Below are 16,065 nucleotides of genomic sequence, written 5' to 3'. Positions count from 1 at the left end.
CAGCCCTGTCAACGGCCAAAGGCCCGTCCGGTTCACCCACGGGGCGCGTTATCTGCGCCCTGCCCGGTCACGCGGCAGCGGCGCCCGGCGCGACCAGCCCGACGATGTCCATCATGATCGTGTTCAGCTGGAAATCCTTGGGCGTATAGACCCGCGCCACGCCCATCGCCGTCAGGCGCGCGGCGTCGTCGTCGGGAATGATGCCGCCGACGATCACCGGCACATGGCCCATTCCGGCGGCCTGCATGCGGGCCATCAGATCCTCGATCAGCGGCAGGTGGCTGCCCGACAGGATCGACAGGCCGACGACATGGACGTCCTGTTCGCGGGCGCGGGCGACGATCTCCTCCGGGGTCAGGCGGATGCCCTCATAGGTGATGTCCATGCCGCAGTCGCGGGCGCGGAAGGCGATCTGTTCGGCGCCGTTCGAATGGCCGTCCAGGCCCGGCTTGCCCACCAGGAACTTCAGCCGCCGCCCCAGCCGGGCGCTGACCGCATCGACCGCGTCCCGGATCTCCTCCAGCCCCTCGGTGCGGTTCGAGGGCGCCTGCGACACCCCCGTCGGGCCGCGGTATTCGCCATGCACCGCGCGCATCACGCCCGCCCATTCGCCGGTGGTGACGCCCGCGCGGGCGGCGGCGATGGACGGCCCCATGATATTCGCGCCCGACTGCGCGGCGCGGCGCAGCGCGGCCAGCGCCGCCTCGACCGCGCTTGCGTCGCGTTCCGCGCGCCAGGCGGCCAGGCGGCCGACCTGATCGGCCTCGACCGCGGGGTCGACGACCATGATGCCGCCATCGCCCGCCGTCAGCGGCGAAGGCTCGGCCTGCTGCCAGCGGTTGACGCCGACCACGACCGTCTCGTTCGTCTCGATCCGGCCAAGGCGGGCCGCGTTCGATTCGACCAGCCGCGCCTTCATGTAGTCGATGGCCGCGATCGCGCCGCCCATCTGGTCCAGCAGCGCCAATTCGTCCCGAGCGCCCTGCTTGAGGGTTTCGACCTTGGCGGCGATCACCGGATTGCCGTCGAACAGGTCGCCATATTCCAGCAGGTCGGTCTCATAGGCCAGGATCTGCTGCATCCGCAGGGACCATTGCTGATCCCAGGGCCGCGGCAGGCCCAGGGCCTCGTTCCAGGCGGGCAGCTGCACCGCACGGGCACGGGCGTTCTTGGACAGCGTGACAGCCAGCATCTCCAGCAGGATGCGATAGACGTTGTTCTCGGGCTGCTGCTCGGTCAGGCCAAGGCTGTTGACCTGCACGCCATAGCGGAACCGACGATATTTCTCATCCGCGATGCCATAGCGGTCGCGGGTGATCTCGTCCCACAGCTCGGTAAAGGCGCGCATCTTGCACAGCTCGGTGACGAAGCGGATGCCCGCGTTCACGAAGAAGCTGATCCGCCCGACCATCTCGGGAAAGCTGTCGGCGGGCACCTTGTCCCGCAGATCGTCCAGCACGGCCACGGCGGTGGCCAGCGCATAGGCCAGCTCCTGTTCCGGCGTCGCCCCGGCCTCCTGCAGGTGATAGCTGCAGACGTTCATCGGGTTCCATTTCGGCAGGTGCTGCCGCGTATAGGCAGCGATGTCGGTGATCATCGCCAGCGACGGCGCGGGTGGACAGATATAGGTACCGCGCGACAGGTATTCCTTGATCAGGTCGTTCTGGACGGTGCCCTGCAGGCGGCTGACATCGGCCCCCTGCTCCTCGGCCACGGCGATGTACAGCGACAGAAGCCACGGCGCGGTCGCGTTGATCGTCATCGAGGTGTTCATCTGCTCCAGCGGGATCTGGTCGAACAGTGCGCGCATGTCGCCCAGATGGCAGACGGGGACGCCGACCTTGCCGACCTCTCCGCGCGCCAGGATATGATCGCTGTCGTAACCGGTCTGCGTGGGCAGGTCGAAGGCCACCGACAGGCCGGTCTGTCCGCGCGACAGGTTCGTCCGGTACAGCGCATTGGATTTCGCCGCCGTGGAATGGCCCGCATAGGTGCGGAACAGCCAGGGTTTGTCCTTGTCGGCCATCATGCCCTCGCAAGAAAATGTCATCTTTAGTATCGATACAGACACAAAGATGCGCCGTCAATTCGCCGCAGTGCGGCGCATTTCTAATCATTCCGACATATTATTGCGTACAATGGTGTCTGATAGTTGCATTGTTGCTTTTCATATCGTAGGACAGGGCAAATCGGCCCGGTGATTCTGCACTGCGGCACAGGACAGGAGAAAGACGATGGCTCTCGACGCACCCACCCCGATCGCGCCTTACGACGCCCCGGTCAAAGACCTGTACGCCGTGGGCGAGATGCCCCCCCTGGGCCATGTGCCTGCGCGCATGCATGCCTGGGCGATCCGCCGCGAACGGCAGGGAGAGCCCGATCAGGCCATGCAGCTGGAGGTCGTGGACACCCCCGCCATCGACAGCAACGAGGTTCTGGTCCTGGTGATGGCGGCGGGCGTAAACTACAACGGGATATGGGCGGGCCTGGGCAAGCCGATCAGCATGTTCGACGTGCACAAGCAGCCCTATCATATCGCCGGATCGGATGCGTCGGGGATCGTCTGGGCGGTGGGCGAAAAGGTCAAGCGGTGGAAGGTCGGGGACGAGGTCGTCATCCACTGCAACCAGGACGACGGCGACGACGAGCATTGCAACGGCGGCGATCCGATGTTCTCGCCCACGCAGCGGATCTGGGGATACGAGACGCCGGACGGCAGCTTTGCCCAGTTCACCCGCGTGCAGGCCCAACAGCTGATGCCCCGGCCGCGCCACCTGACCTGGGAGGAATCGGCCTGCTATACGCTGACGCTGGCCACGGCGTACCGGATGCTGTTCGGGCACGAGCCGCATGAGCTGAAGCCGGGCATGAACGTGCTGGTCTGGGGCGCGTCGGGGGGCCTCGGCTCCTATGCGATCCAGCTGATCAACGCGGCGGGCGGCAACGCCATCGGGGTGATCTCCGAGGAGGACAAGCGCGACTTCGTCATGGGGCTGGGCGCGAAAGGGGTCATCAACCGCAAGGAATTCCGCTGCTGGGGGCAGCTGCCCACGGTGAACACGCCGGAATACAAGGAGTGGTTCAACGAGGCGCGCAAGTTCGGCGCGGCGATCTGGGACATCACCGGCAAGGGCAACAATGTCGACATCGTCTTTGAGCATCCCGGCGAGGCGACTTTCCCGGTCAGCACGCTGGTTTGCAAGAAGGGCGGGATGGTGGTGATCTGCGCAGGCACGACCGGGTTCAACTGCACCTTCGACGTGCGGTACCTGTGGATGCATCAGAAGCGCATCCAGGGATCGCATTTCGCGCATCTGAAGCAGGCCAGCGCCGCGAACAAGCTGATGCTGGAACGCCGCCTGGACCCCTGCATGTCCGAGGTTTTCCCCTGGGCCGAGATCCCGGCCGCGCACATGATGATGCTGCGCAACCAGCACAAGCCCGGCAACATGGCGGTGCTGGTCCAATCGCCGCGGACCGGGCTGCGCACCTTTGAGGATGCGCTGGAGGCCGGCCGGCGCTGACCGGCGTCCCGCGACGTGCCGGGGGGCCTGCCGCCCCCCGGACCCCCCGCGCGGCAGTGCATGGGGTCAGACCTTGCGGTCCCCCTCTCCGGCACGGCGGCATTTCCATTCGCGAACCTGTTCGGTCGGATGGGTGGCCACCCATTTCGCCAGCTCGGACTGGCTCTGCAGCATGCAGGTGAACAGGCCGTTCCGTTCCTCGAACAGCAGGCTGTGATCGCTGCAGCGCTGTGGGTCGGCGAGCAGGCAGGTGACGAAGAACAGTTCGATCATCGCGTCTCTCCTGTTGGGGTGCCCGCAGGCACGGTGCCCGGGGCGGAAAAGTTGCGCGGCGCTTTGCCTTGGCCGCGAAGGCAGGCTAAGGGTCTGGCATGAACAGTCCCGTCCCCGCCCCGACCCTTTCGCCCGATCAGGCCGATGCCTGGGACGCGCTGGCCGAAACCTTCGGCGCGGCAGGCATCGACATCATTGCAGAGGAACTGCATCCGCCACAGTCGGGAAAAGGTCGCGTCATGGCGGTCATCGGCAAGGCCGGATCGGGCAAGACGCTGATGCTGTCGCAGATCACCAAGGCCCTGCTGGAGGCGGGGGTCGAACTGATCAGCCCTGATTACGAAGGGCGGCGCCGCAAGGACCGGCGTAGCGTCGCCATCCTGGCGCCGACGAACAAGGCGGCGTTCGTTCTGCGCATGCGCGGCGTGCCGGCCACGACGATCCACCGGATCCTGTACACCCCGGTCTATGATCCGCAATACGAGAAGATCGCCGAATGGCTGACCGGGGCGGCCGAACGCCCGGTCATCGCGGAACTGTCGGACACGGCGCTGGACCGGGCCAAGGCATTCTATGACCAGCATGCCTCGATCCCCGGGGCGCTGGCCACGGCCGGGTTGCGCGGCTCGGATTTCATCCGCGGCTGGACCAGGCGCGAGGAGGGGCTGGACGTCGGGCTGATCGACGAGGCCTCGATGCTGGACGAGAAGCAGTTCGAGGACCTGCGCGAGATCTTTCCCGTGCTGGTCCTGTTCGGCGACCCTGCCCAGCTGGCCCCGGTCGGCCAGTCCGGAGAGATGGTGTTTGACAAGCTGGCGCCGGCGCAGCGCCTGATGCTGAGCCGCATTCACCGCCAGGCCGACGACAACCCGATCCTGGACCTGGCCCATGCTTTGGCCGACGATCAGCTGGGCTTTGACGATTTCGAGCAGATGATCCGCGATGCGGCGCGCAAGGACGACCGCGTGGTCTGGGCCGAGCGGGTGGAAAGCGACCTGATGGCGCGCAGCCCGGTCCTGGTCTGGCGCAACGCGACGCGCATCCGGCTGATCCATGCATTTCGCACGGCCTTCGGCGCGCCAGGGGACGCGCTGCTGCCCGGAGAGCCGCTGATCTGCGACGGGCTGGAGCTGCCGCTGAAGCATCGCAAGAAGCGGATCGATCTGGAGGCGCGCGGCCTGATCAAGGGCGCGCAAGTGGTCTATCTGGGGCCGGGCCGCAAGCCGGGCTTTTCGCGCCTGCACGTGATCGGGGCCGAGGACCCGCGCCTGTCGGCCGCCAGCATCGTCAAGATCGAGATGCCGGACGAGGACGAACCCTTCATCCCCTTTGCGGCGCGGATGGGCGCGGCTTTTCTGCACGGGGCGGCGGTCACGATCCACAAGGCGCAGGGCAGCCAGTGGCCCGAGGTGCAGGTGTTCGGCCCCGACATCAGCGCCGCCGCCTGGTCGAACCGGTCCGAGGCTGGCGTCCAGCTGTGGAAGCGGCTGACCTATGTCGCCATCACCCGGGCGCAGGAGCGGCTGTACTGGGTGACCAAGGCACGGCTGGCGCGTCCCGCAGGGCCGTTGACGACGGACGATCTGGCGGCCCCGTCCGCGCCCTTGGCACTGGACGCCGAGGAAGCGTGATTGCGTCCCGCGACACCGGGGGGCTGCCGCCCCCCGGCCCCCCCGCGGTCAACGCGATGATCGGTCGGGGGGCGTCTGGCGCTGGATGGACAGGCGCAGCGCTTCGGTCAGGGCCTCCTGCGGAATGCCGGTTTCATGGGACAGGCGCATGACGCCGAAATGGACGCGGGCCAGTTCCTGATAGTAGCGGGCAAAGGTATAGTTGATGGACGCGCCGACCACCGCGCCGAAAACCGGCGCCGCCTGCGCCGCCATCTTCTGCCCAAGCGAGACGGACAGGCGCGGGGCGACCTTGCTGACCATGCTCTGCACCGTCTGGCCGGTCACCGACAAGCGTGCGGCCAGCATGCCCAGGTCAGTCTGGTCGTCATCGGCCATCGGACCCGCGGCGGCGAAAATGCGCAGGCATTCCAGGCGCACTTCCTCGCTTTCGGGATCGAGGCCGTGTTCGGCGGCGATGTCCAGCATGGCGCGCAGCAGCAGCGTGACCGTGAACGGCAGTTCCACCAGCGCGCCCGCGAAACCGCCGACCCCGCCCGCCGCACCGCTGACGGTCGAGGCCATGCGGTTGAACCAATCGCCCCGGTCCCGCACCACCTTGCGCGACTGGCTGGCGGCACCAAACGCCCGCGTCAGCGCGGCCCGCGTGACGCTGTCCAGCCGCGACCGCACGAAACCCGGCAGGCGTTCGATCAGCCCTTCGGCGCCGTTGCCGATGCGGGACATGATCTGCATCCCCAGACCCCCGGCCTCCAGATAGCGCAACGCCAGACGATCGATCTGGGCGTGCAGCGCCGGATCAGTGATGGGGGGAAGGACGAGGGGTTTCGGTTCTGTCATCAGCGGGCCTTTTCGGAGGGTCGACCTGGGTGCAAGCCGTGGGGTCCGGCGCGGGCGGGTCTGCAGGGGGCCGGGTCTCTTGCTGGACGGGGCCTGCCACGTTAACCCATGCATCCGGCCGAAGTTCCAGCCCCAGCACCCGGTCGGGGTTCGTGGGCGGCGGCATCACCACATCGTCAAGGCGCTGAAAGCCGAAACGGCTGTAATAGGGCGCGTCGCCCACCAGCAGGACCCGGTCGAACCCCATCCGGCGCGCGCGCGTCAGGCTGTCGCGCATCAGTAGCCCGCCCAGACCCTCTCCCTGCGCGGTGGGGTGCACGGCGATGGGCCCCAGCAGCAGCACTGGCCGGTCGTCCACGCGCACCGGCCAGAACCGGATCGCGGCCATCAGCGTGCCGCCCGCATCGCGCAGCACAAGGCACAGTTCGGCCACCCGCGGCACCCCGTCGCGCAGGCGATAGGACGACAGCGCGGTGCGACCCGGCGCAAAGCACAAATCGTACAGGCCCTCGACCTCGGGTTCGTCGGCGGGCGTCTCGGGGCAGATCTCGTACATCGCGCCTCCTTGCTGTCGGGCGGGCGTTTAGCACGGGTGCAAGGCGGGCGAAACATTGCGTCGCGCGAAAAAGCGGGGCAGGTTGGCGCCCGAACCCACAAGGAGGCCGCCCATGTTCTATCGCCCCGAAGCCGGACACGGCCTGCCGCACAATCCCTTCAACGCGATCATCGCCCCCCGCCCGATCGGCTGGATCTCGACCCGCGGGTCGCAGGGCGACAACCTGGCGCCCTATTCCTTCTTCAACGCCGTGGCCTATGTCCCGCCGCAGGTGATGTTCGCCTCGACCGGCGCCAAGGGCGACCGCCCCGGCACCAAGGACAGCGTGGCCCAGATCATCGAGACGGGCGTCTTCTGCGTGAACATCGCCACGGGCGATCTGCGCGACGCGGTCAACGCGACATCGGCCCCCCTGCCCGCGGGGGCCAGCGAATTCGCGGCCGCCGGGATCGAGGCCGCCGATTGCACCACCATCGACTGTCCGCGCGTGGCGGGCGCCGCGGCGGCGCTGGAATGCCGCATGACCCAGATCGTGCCGCTGGCCGGTCAGGCGAACTTTGCCGTCTTCGGCGTGGTGACCGGCATCCACATGCGCGACGATTGCGTCGTGGACGGGCGGTTCGATCCGCGTGCCGCGGGCGGCTGGATTGCGCGTCTGGGATACAAGGATTATGCCGCGGTGACCGATCTTTTCGAAATGGACCGCCCTGCATGAGCCGCACCGTCAAGGACTATGTCCGCTCCATCCATGATTTCCCGCATGAGGGGATCATCTTCCGCGACGTGACCACGCTGTTCGCGGATGCGCGCGGGTTCCGCATGGCGGTGGACCAGATCCTGCACGCCTATGCCGGGACCCGTATCGACAAGGTGGTGGGGCTGGAGGCGCGCGGCTTCATCCTGGGCGGCGCGGTGGCGCATCAGCTGTCGACCGGCTTCGTGCCGATCCGCAAGAAGGGCAAGCTGCCCGGCACCGTCATCTCCGAGGCCTATCAGCTGGAATATGGCGAGGCGATCATGGAGATCCATGACGACGCGCTGAAGCCCGGCGAAAAGGTCCTGATCGTGGACGACCTGCTGGCCACCGGCGGCACGGCGGCGGCGGCGATCACGCTGTGCCGTCGTCTTGGCGCCGAGGTCATCGGCTGCGCCTTCGTCATCGACCTGCCCGAACTGGGCGGGCGCAAGGTGCTGGAGGGCATGGACATGCCGGTCCACGCACTCTGCGACTTCGAAGGCGCCTAGGCCAGCACCGCGCCGGGGTTCATGATGCCAAGGGGGTCCAGCGCCCCCTTGATCGCCCGCATCGCCGCCAGCCGCGCCGGATCGCCCCACCGCGCCAGATCGGCGGCCTTGAGCCGCCCCACGCCATGTTCGGCCGAGAACGACCCGCCACGCGCCACGGCCATTTCGTGCAGCCTGCGCGAAAGGTCGCGGCGGATGGTTTCGTAGTCGTCGCGAGTGCGGCCCGCCGCCGGGAACAGGTTGTAATGCAGGTTGCCGTCGCCCAGATGGCCGAAGCAGTTGACGCGCATGTCCCCCTGCCCCGCCAGCCAGGCCCTGGCATCGTCGATGAAGCGGGCGACCTCGGACAGAGGCAGACTGATGTCATGACTGGCGATCGCGCCGATGTGCCGGTTGGCCAGCGGGATATGCTCGCGCAGCGCCCACAGGTCCGCGCCCTGCTGGCCCGATTGCGCGATGACGCCGTCATGGACCAGACCGGCCTCGGTCCCCGCGGTGAACAGCCCCTCCAGCGCCGCGTCGGCCGACAGGCCCGCGGGCAGGCCGACCTCGATCAGAACCAGCCAGTCGGGCCGCGTGTCGAACGGCTGGCGCATGTCAGGAAAGGCCGCGTCCAGGAAATGCAGGCTCTGGCCCGAGATCAGTTCGAAGGCCGTGACGCCGCCCGCCATGCGGGCCTGCGCCAGTGACAGCAGCGACAGGGCGGCGGCGGGGCTGTCCACGATCAGCATCGCGACCCCGGTCTCTGCAGGCACCGGCGCCAGGACCAGCGACGCGGCGGTGATGATGCCCAACGTCCCCTCGGCCCCGATCAGCAGGTCGCGCAGGTCGTATCCAGTGTTGTCCTTCCGCAGGCGCTTCAGGTCGTGCATCACCGACCCGTCGGGAAGCACCGCCTCCAGACCCAGGCACAGCGCGCGGGCATTGCCGTATCGCAAAACGTTCACGCCCCCCGCATTGGTCGACAGCACGCCACCGATCTGGGCTGAGCCCTGCGAGGCCAGCGACAGCGGGAACTGCCGTCCCACACCCGCCGCCGCCTGCCGCGCCGCCTGCAGCGTCACGCCCGATTCGGCGATCATCACCCCTTCCTCGGCAAAGGTGTCGCGAATCGCTGTCATCCGCTCCATCGACAGGATTAGGGGCGCGGGACCGTCCGTCATCACCTGCCCCCCGACCAGCCCGGTGCCCCCACCGCGCGGCACCACCGGGACGCGCGCCTCTGCACAGGCGCGGATGATCGCGGCGCATTCCTGCGTGTCGCGGGGCGCCGCGACCAGGCCCGCCTGCCCGTGATACCGGCCCCGCGGTTCCTCGGTATAGGCGGGGGACGGGTCGCGCAGCACGCCCGCGGGCAGGGCCGCGGCCAGGGTCTTGTCGGCGGGGATCAGCATCAGCGCACCTCGGTCTTTCCGCGCCGGTCACTGCGCAGGTTGGCGTAGAGCACATGGTTGCGCCAGCGACCGTCGATCTGCAGATAGCTCTGGGCCACGCCCTCGTACTTGAAGCCCGACCGTTCCAGCACGCCCCGCGATGCGGCATTCTCGGGCAGGCAGGCGGCCTCGATCCGGCTCAGGTCCAGCGCGGTGAAGGCGTGATGCACCAGCGCCCCGATCGCCTCGCGCATATAGCCATGTCGGGCATGCTCCTGCCCGATCCAGTATCCGATGGTGCCCGATTGCGCGGGGCCGCGGCGGATGTTGTCCAGCGTGATCGCGCCCAGCAACGTGCCGTCGCGATGGACCAGAAACAGGGGATAGGCGGTCCCCGCCCTGGCAGAGCGGGCCGCCCAATAGACGCGGTTGGTGAAGCTCTTGCGTGACAGATGGTCAGGGGACCAGACCGGCTCCCACGGGGTCAGAAAGGCGCGGCTGTCATCGCGCAGCGTCCGCCACGCGCTGAAATCGGAATGCAATGGCAGGCGCAGCGCGATGCGTTCGGCATCCAGCCGAAAGGCACGGCGCCGCGCCAGAATCATGCGGCGAGCCGTTCGGCCAGGGCCTCGCGCGACGGCGCACCGTCCACCGGACCATAAAGCGCCAACGCCGGGCGGGCATTGGCCAGCAGCGCCTCGGCATGCGCGCGCACGTCCGCGGCGGTGACCGCGGCGATGCGTTCGGCAACCTCGGCCGGATCAGGGACGCGGCCCCAGATCGCCAGGCTGCGCGCCATGCGCTCGGCCTGACCCGACGGGCTTTCCAGCCCCATCAACAGTCCCGCCCGCAGCTGCGCCTTGGCGCGGGCGATCTCGGCCTCGGACATGTCGTCGGCCGCACGACGGACCTCGTCGATGGTCAGGGTCGCCAGATCGCCCAGATCCTCGGCGCCGGTGCCGGCATAGATGGTCAGCATCCCCGTGTCGTCATGGAAACCCGACTGCGCAAAAATTGTATAGCACAGCCCGCGTTCCTCGCGGATCTTCTGGAACAGCCGCGACGACATCCCCCCGCCAAGGGCGGAGGAGAAGATCTGGGCGGCATAGAAATCGGGCGCCAGATAGCCCGGCCCCTCCAGCGCCAGCGCGAAATGCGCCTGCTCCAGCGGCTTGACGGTCCGGCTCTCCAGCCCCTGCCAGCGGGCCTGTTCGCGCGGACCCTGAGGACGCGGCACGATATGGCCCAGCACCTTTTCGGCCAACCGCACGATGCGGTCGTGATCGACAGATCCCGCGGCGGCCACGACCATCTGGCCGGGGCCGTAATTCTCGGTCACGAAACCGGCCAGATCGGCGCGGCCAAAGCTGCTGACGCGTTCGGCGGGGCCCAGGATGGTGCGGCCCATCGGCTGGTCCGGATAGGCGGCCTCCTGCAGCCAGTCGAAGATGATGTCGTCGGGCGTGTCCAGCGACTGCCCGATCTCCTGCAGGATCACGCCACGCTCGACCTCGATCTCGCGCTCGTCAAAGACGGGGTTCAGGACGATATCGCTGATCACGTCGAAGGCCAGATCGACGTCATCCTCCAGCACCCGGACGTAATAGGCCGTCGCATCGCGCGAAGTATAGGCGTTGATATAGCCGCCCACATCCTCGATCGCCTCGGCGATCTGCAGCGCGCTGCGGGTCGCGGTGCCCTTGAAGGCCATGTGCTCCAGGAAATGCGCGATGCCGTTCTGGTCGGCGCGCTCGTTCCTGCCGCCCGCACTGACCCAGATGCCCAAGGCCGCCGAATGCAGGCCGGGCATCTGCCGGGTCACGATGCGCAGCCCGTTGGGCAGCGTTGTCAGGCGCGGGGTGGGGTCTTGGCTCACGCGGTCCTCCGTTCAAGGATCAGGGACTTAAGCGCGTCCACGTTGTTTTCAACCCGGGTCAGGCGCTCGGGCAGGTCGAACAGGTCCGCCATATGCGGCGGCAGGCCGGGGCGGACCCCGATGGCGCGTTCCACCGCGTCGGGGAACTTGGCCGGATGGGCGGTGGCAAGCGTGACCATCGGCACGCCGGGCTCCAGATGGCGTTCGGCCACGGCGACGCCCACGGCGCTGTGCGGGCAAAGGATCTCTCCGGTCCGCTCGCGCATGGCGCGGATCGTCTCCAGCGTCTCTTCCTCGGACACGCGGCCCGAGGCGTATTGCTCGCGCAGGGTCTCCAGCGCGCCTTGGCTGATCGCAAAGCCGCCCTGTTTCAGCTCCTCCATCAGTTGCCGGATCGCGCCCGCGTCCTGGCCGTAGGCCAGATACAGCGCGCGTTCGAAGTTCGAGCTGACCTGGATGTCCATCGACGGGCTGATCGAGGGCTCGACCGCGCCCATGCGGTATTCGCCGCTGGACAGCGCACGGTGCAGGATGTCGTTCTGGTTCGTGGCGACGATCAGGCGGCGGATCGGCAGGCCCATCTGTCGCGCGATAGAGCCCGCGAAGATGTCGCCGAAATTGCCCGTCGGCACGCAGAAATCGGTGGGCCGCATGCCAAGCGACGCGGTCGCGGTGAAGTAATAGACGATCTGCGCCACGACGCGGGCCCAGTTGATGCTGTTCACGCCCGCAAGCCCCACCCCGTCGCGGAAGGCATGGTCGTTAAACAGGTCCTTGAGCCGCGCCTGGCAGTCGTCGAAATGCCCGGTCACGGCCAGCGCATGGACGTTTGCGGCGGGGGGCGTGGTCATCTGGCGGCGCTGGACCTCGGACACGCGGCCATGCGGATACATGATGAACACGTCCACGTTGTCGATGCCGCGGAAGGCCTCGATCGCGGCCGATCCGGTGTCGCCGGAGGTCGCGCCCACGATCGTGATCCGCTGGCCCGACCGCGTCAGGGCGATCTGGAACAGCTGCGCGATCAATTGCATCGCGAAATCCTTGAACGCCAGCGTGGGCCCGTGGAACAGCTCCAGCAGGTGGTGCCCGGGGGCCAGCTGCACCAGCGGCGCGCGGGCATCGTGGCTGATGCGCGCATAGGCGCGGTCGATGGCGCCGCGCAGTTCGTCATCGCTGAAGCTGTCGCCGGTGAAGGGGCGCACTACGCGGAACGCCACCTCCTCGTATGACAGGCCGTCCAGCTGCTCCAGCCCCTCGAAGGCCGGGATCGTCTCGGGCAGGTACAGGCCACCGTCGCGCGCCAGCCCCGACAGCATGGCCTGTTCGAAATTCAGCACCGGGGCCTGGCCCCGCGTCGAGACGTAACGCATCGGAAATCCTTCAGTAGCTGCGCTGCCTGATACGCCAGATCAGCGCCAGTGTCATCACCGCCCAGGTGGCCGCGATCAGGAACCACTGCACCGCATAGGACAGGTGGTTGTTGGGAATCCCCTCGATGGCCACCGGCAGGGGACGGGCGCCCTGGTTGTCGCCCTCGACGGCGCTGGCCACGACCAGCACGGGCAGCGTGTCCAGCGTCAGGGCCATCGCGTCCACGTCGCGGGCGAACCAGATGTTCTCGTCCATGTTCGGCGCCGGGGTAGAACTGCTGGCATCCTGCGGCCAGTGCAGGTTTCCCGTCACCTGCAGGCGGACGGGGGGCCGGTCGATGCGCCGCGCCTCCTGCGGGACGAAGCCCCGGTCCAGCAGGATCGCGCGGCCGTCATCGGTGACGAAGCGCGACACGATCTGATAGCCGGCGCCCTGTTCGCGGGTGTGGGACAGCACGTCGATCTCGGCCCCGGTGGTGGTGCCGCTGACCGTCACCGGCAGGTATTTCATCGACGGGTCGATCGCGTCCGGCAAGGGCACGGGGTCGGCCTGAATGCCCGCGGTGATGTCTGCCAGCATGTCCTCCTTCCAGGCGCGGCGGTCCAGCTGCCACAGCCCCAGGTAGATCAGGACGGCACAGCCGACGACGCCGAGGATCAGGGGAAACAGATAGCGGCGCATGGGGCGCTCCGGGGGGCAAGGACAACGAAAAACGCGCGGGACGATCGCCCCGCGCGCCTTGAACGGTCACCGTCGGGGATCAGCTGCCCCAGACATAGATGACGGCGAACAGCACCAGCCAGATCACGTCGACGAAGTGCCAGTACCAGGCGGCGGCCTCGAACCCCAGATGCTGGTCCTTGGTCATCTGGCCCTTCTGGAAGCGCAGCAGGCAGACGGCCAGGAAGATCGTCCCGATGATCACGTGCAGGCCGTGGAAACCCGTCGCGATGTAGAAGGCCGCCGCATAGGCCGTGTCGGCCAGACCAAAGGCCGCGTGGCTGTATTCGTAGGCCTGCAGGCCGGTGAAGACCAGGCCCAGGACCACGGCGATCGCCAGGCCGTTGATGGTGGTGCGGCGGTCACCCTCATGCGCCCAGGCATGGTGCGCCCAGGTCACGGCCACGCCCGACAGAAGCAGGATCAGCGTGTTGATGAACGGCAGGTGCCAGGGGTCGAAGGTCTCGATGCCCTGCGGCGGCCAGACGCCGTCGGTGATGGGGCTGTTCTCGCCCATCGGGTACATCGCGTGCTTGATGAAGTTCCAGAACAGCGACACGAACAGCATCGCCTCGGACATCACGAACAGGATGAAGCCGTATTGCAGGCCGATGCGGACCACCGGGGTGTGGTCGCCCTGCTCGGCCTCGCGCACCATGTCAGCCCACCAGGCGAAGGCCACGTAGAAGGTGCCGACCAGGCCGATCGCGAACATCCAGGGGCCGGTCACCGGCACGCCCATGACGGTCACCTCTCCGGACATCCAGGCCACGGCGCCGAACAGCATGACGAAGACCGCGATCGCGGTCAGGAACGGCCAGACCGAGGCCGGTAGGATGTGATAGTCGTGGTTCTTTGCGTGCGCCATGTCGGATCCCCGTCGGCTCCCTCGTGTATTCGTCTTAGTTGATGGTGTCGGCCGCGCCGCTGTCAAGCGCAGCGCTGCGCGGCTCGGTCCGATGGAAGGTATAGGACAGCGTGATGTCGCGGACATGACCGGCGTCGCGGTCGTCCACCAGCTCGGGGTCCACGTAGAAGCTGACCGGCATCTCGACCCGTTCACCCGGCTGCAGCGTCTGCTCGGTGAAGCAGAAGCACTCGACCTTGATGAAGTAATAGCCCGAGACCTCGGGGGCGACGTTGTAGCTGGCCGTTCCGGTCAGCGGCACGTCGGAATTGTTCACGGCCTCGTAGAAGGCCAGTCCGCTTTCGCCGATCTTCAGGTCCATGCGGGCCTGCATCGGGCGGAAGGTCCATTCCAGGTTGGAATCGGTGTTGGCGTCGAACCGGACGCGCACGACCTCGTCCAGGATCTGGTCCGATGCGGTCTCGGACACCTGCGTGGTGCCGCCGAACCCGGTCACCCGGCAGAACCAGTCATAGAAGGGCACGGCGGCCCAGGCCAGCGCGCCCATCGTGACGACGACGCCCAGCAGCATCGCAACGGTGCGGCCCTCGGGGCTCAGACGTTTCATTGGGTCACCTCCTGCACGGGGGCCTGGCCCTGCGCCGGGGCCTGCGGTTCCATCGGGGTCAGCGACACGCGCGGCTGGTGATCGAAACCCTCGACCAGGCCGCCCTCCTGGACCTTGACCACCGTTAGGCCAAAGACCAGCGCGACAAAGCCCAGCAGCACGATGCCCAGCCCCACGTTGCGGGACCGGCGGCGACGGTGGATCTCGTGTTCGGTGCGCAGCGCCATCACCAGCCTCCCATCCAGCTCTGCACCAGCAGGGCCAGGAAATGCAGGAACAGGTAATAGAGCGACAGCTTGAAGACGCGCCGTTCGACCAGATAACCGTCGGCGATCGCGGCGTCCTCGTCGCGGTGCAGAACCTGCCAGCCGCCGCGGATGAAGGCCGCGTTCAGCACGACCGCAACCGCCATGTAGAGCGGCCCGCCGACCGAGGTCACGCCCAGCCACAGCGCAAAGGGTGCCAGGACCAGCGTATAGGCGAAGATGTGGCGACGTGCGGCGCGGCGACCGTGGGTCACGGTCAGCATCGGGACACCCGCGTTGTGATAGTCCTCCTTCATGAACAGCGCCAGCGCCCAGAAATGGGGCGGCGTCCAGAAGAAGACCAAGGCGAACATCAGAAGCGATTCGATGCTGATCCCGCCCGTCGCGCAGGCCCATCCGATCATAGGGGGAAAGGCGCCCGCGGCGCCGCCGATGACGATGTTCTGGGGCGTCCAGCGCTTGAGCCAGACCGTATAAACGACGGCATAGAAGAAGATGGTGAAGGCCAGGAACCCGGCCGCGAACCAGTTCGCCACCAGGCCCAGCATCATGACCGAGATTATCGACAGGACCAGCCCCAGGCCCAGGGCCGCGCTGTGCTCGACCCGGCCCGACGGGATGGGGCGGCTTTGCGTGCGGTTCATGATCGCGTCGATGTCGCGGTCATACCACATGTTCAGCGCGCCCGAGGCGCCGCCGCCCAAGGCGATGAACAGCACCGAACAGAAAGCGATGAAGGGATGCACGTCGACGGGGGCGACGAACAGACCGACAAAGGCGGTGAACACGACCAGCGACATCACACGCGGCTTCAACAGCGCGACGTAATCGCGGAACTCGCCCTCGGGGGCGGCGTCATATGCGTTTATATCGGTCATCGCGCCTGCAATCTCTGTTCCTTGCTCTGTTCCT

17 protein-coding genes are annotated in these 16,065 nt (G+C 67.5%); 4 read left to right on the top strand and 13 right to left on the bottom strand.

All coding sequences use genetic code 11. The annotated features are described in order from the left end of the window. Positions 1-67 precede the first annotated feature (67 nt). Positions 68-2,026 carry a protein meaA gene (locus tag TW83_RS11260; protein WP_045982902.1) on the bottom strand — a complete coding sequence of 653 codons (1,959 nt, stop codon included), beginning with the start codon at positions 2,024-2,026 and terminating at the stop codon, positions 68-70. Between the two features lie 208 nt (positions 2,027-2,234). Between TW83_RS11260 and ccrA the strand changes: the two genes are divergently transcribed. Further along, on the top strand, positions 2,235-3,524 hold the full coding sequence (gene ccrA, locus TW83_RS11255) for a crotonyl-CoA carboxylase/reductase (RefSeq protein WP_045982864.1): 1,290 nt from the start codon (positions 2,235-2,237) through the stop codon (positions 3,522-3,524). A gap of 66 nt (positions 3,525-3,590) precedes the next feature. On the opposite strand, the gene TW83_RS11250 is transcribed toward ccrA, so the two are convergent. Then, positions 3,591-3,797 carry a hypothetical protein gene (locus tag TW83_RS11250; protein WP_045982863.1) on the bottom strand — a complete coding sequence of 69 codons (207 nt, stop codon included), beginning with the start codon at positions 3,795-3,797 and terminating at the stop codon, positions 3,591-3,593. Between the two features lie 98 nt (positions 3,798-3,895). Here TW83_RS11250 and TW83_RS11245 point away from each other — a divergent pair, with 98 nt between their 5' ends. Then, positions 3,896-5,428 (top strand): AAA family ATPase, encoded by a 1,533-nt coding sequence (locus TW83_RS11245; protein WP_045982862.1) that lies wholly within the window; start codon positions 3,896-3,898, stop codon positions 5,426-5,428. Between the two features lie 48 nt (positions 5,429-5,476). Here TW83_RS11245 and TW83_RS11240 read toward each other — a convergent pair whose 3' ends face one another. Both TW83_RS11240 and TW83_RS11235 read right to left on the bottom strand, forming a co-directional pair. After that, complete coding sequence (locus tag TW83_RS11240) at positions 5,477-6,268, bottom strand: EcsC family protein (protein ID WP_045982861.1); 792 nt, start codon at positions 6,266-6,268, stop codon at positions 5,477-5,479. Next, on the bottom strand, positions 6,228-6,824 hold the full coding sequence (locus TW83_RS11235; protein WP_084697410.1) for an N-acetyltransferase: 597 nt from the start codon (positions 6,822-6,824) through the stop codon (positions 6,228-6,230). The genes TW83_RS11240 and TW83_RS11235 overlap by 41 nt, the downstream gene beginning before the upstream one ends. Before the next feature lie 112 nt (positions 6,825-6,936). Between TW83_RS11235 and TW83_RS11230 the strand changes: the two genes are divergently transcribed. Both TW83_RS11230 and TW83_RS11225 read left to right on the top strand, forming a co-directional pair. After that, on the top strand, positions 6,937-7,539 hold the full coding sequence (locus TW83_RS11230) for a flavin reductase family protein (protein WP_045982860.1): 603 nt from the start codon (positions 6,937-6,939) through the stop codon (positions 7,537-7,539). After that, positions 7,536-8,069: an adenine phosphoribosyltransferase gene (locus tag TW83_RS11225; protein WP_045982859.1), complete on the top strand. Its 534-nt coding sequence runs from the start codon at positions 7,536-7,538 to the stop codon at positions 8,067-8,069. Before TW83_RS11230 ends, TW83_RS11225 begins: the two co-directional genes overlap by 4 nt. Here TW83_RS11225 and TW83_RS11220 read toward each other — a convergent pair. From TW83_RS11220 to cyoE, 9 genes are all read right to left on the bottom strand, one after another. Continuing rightward, positions 8,066-9,463, bottom strand: coding sequence for an FAD-binding oxidoreductase (locus TW83_RS11220; RefSeq protein WP_045982858.1), 1,398 nt, complete (start codon positions 9,461-9,463; stop codon positions 8,066-8,068). The genes TW83_RS11225 and TW83_RS11220 overlap by 4 nt on opposite strands. Beyond that, on the bottom strand, positions 9,463-10,044 hold the full coding sequence (locus tag TW83_RS11215) for a GNAT family protein (RefSeq protein WP_045982900.1): 582 nt from the start codon (positions 10,042-10,044) through the stop codon (positions 9,463-9,465). The genes TW83_RS11220 and TW83_RS11215 overlap by 1 nt, the downstream gene beginning before the upstream one ends. Continuing rightward, complete coding sequence (locus TW83_RS11210; protein WP_084693890.1) at positions 10,044-11,318, bottom strand: pitrilysin family protein; 1,275 nt, start codon at positions 11,316-11,318, stop codon at positions 10,044-10,046. Before TW83_RS11210 ends, TW83_RS11215 begins: the two co-directional genes overlap by 1 nt. Further along, positions 11,315-12,691, bottom strand: coding sequence for a threonine synthase (gene thrC, locus TW83_RS11205; protein ID WP_045982857.1), 1,377 nt, complete (start codon positions 12,689-12,691; stop codon positions 11,315-11,317). The genes TW83_RS11210 and thrC overlap by 4 nt, the downstream gene beginning before the upstream one ends. Positions 12,692-12,701: 10 nt before the next feature. Next, positions 12,702-13,373: an SURF1 family protein gene (locus TW83_RS11200; protein WP_045982856.1), complete on the bottom strand. Its 672-nt coding sequence runs from the start codon at positions 13,371-13,373 to the stop codon at positions 12,702-12,704. 79 nt (positions 13,374-13,452) lie between these two features. Continuing rightward, positions 13,453-14,280 carry a cytochrome c oxidase subunit 3 gene (locus TW83_RS11195; protein ID WP_045982855.1) on the bottom strand — a complete coding sequence of 276 codons (828 nt, stop codon included), beginning with the start codon at positions 14,278-14,280 and terminating at the stop codon, positions 13,453-13,455. A gap of 34 nt (positions 14,281-14,314) precedes the next feature. Beyond that, entirely contained in the window at positions 14,315-14,887 is a 573-nt protein-coding gene (locus TW83_RS11190; RefSeq protein WP_045982854.1) for a cytochrome c oxidase assembly protein, read from the bottom strand. Next, positions 14,884-15,114 carry a hypothetical protein gene (locus TW83_RS11185; protein ID WP_045982853.1) on the bottom strand — a complete coding sequence of 77 codons (231 nt, stop codon included), beginning with the start codon at positions 15,112-15,114 and terminating at the stop codon, positions 14,884-14,886. Before TW83_RS11185 ends, TW83_RS11190 begins: the two co-directional genes overlap by 4 nt. Continuing rightward, a complete protein-coding gene (cyoE, locus tag TW83_RS11180) occupies positions 15,114-16,031 on the bottom strand; it encodes a heme o synthase (RefSeq protein WP_045982852.1) in 918 nt (305 codons plus the stop codon). Before cyoE ends, TW83_RS11185 begins: the two co-directional genes overlap by 1 nt. Between the last annotated feature and the right edge of the window lie 34 nt (positions 16,032-16,065).

Source organism: Paracoccus sp. S4493, from assembly GCF_000967735.1.
Taxonomy (GTDB): Bacteria; Pseudomonadota; Alphaproteobacteria; order Rhodobacterales; family Rhodobacteraceae; genus Paracoccus; species Paracoccus marcusii.
The sequence above is the reverse complement of the archived record's forward strand: the minus strand, read 5'-3'. Positions and strand labels throughout refer to the sequence as shown.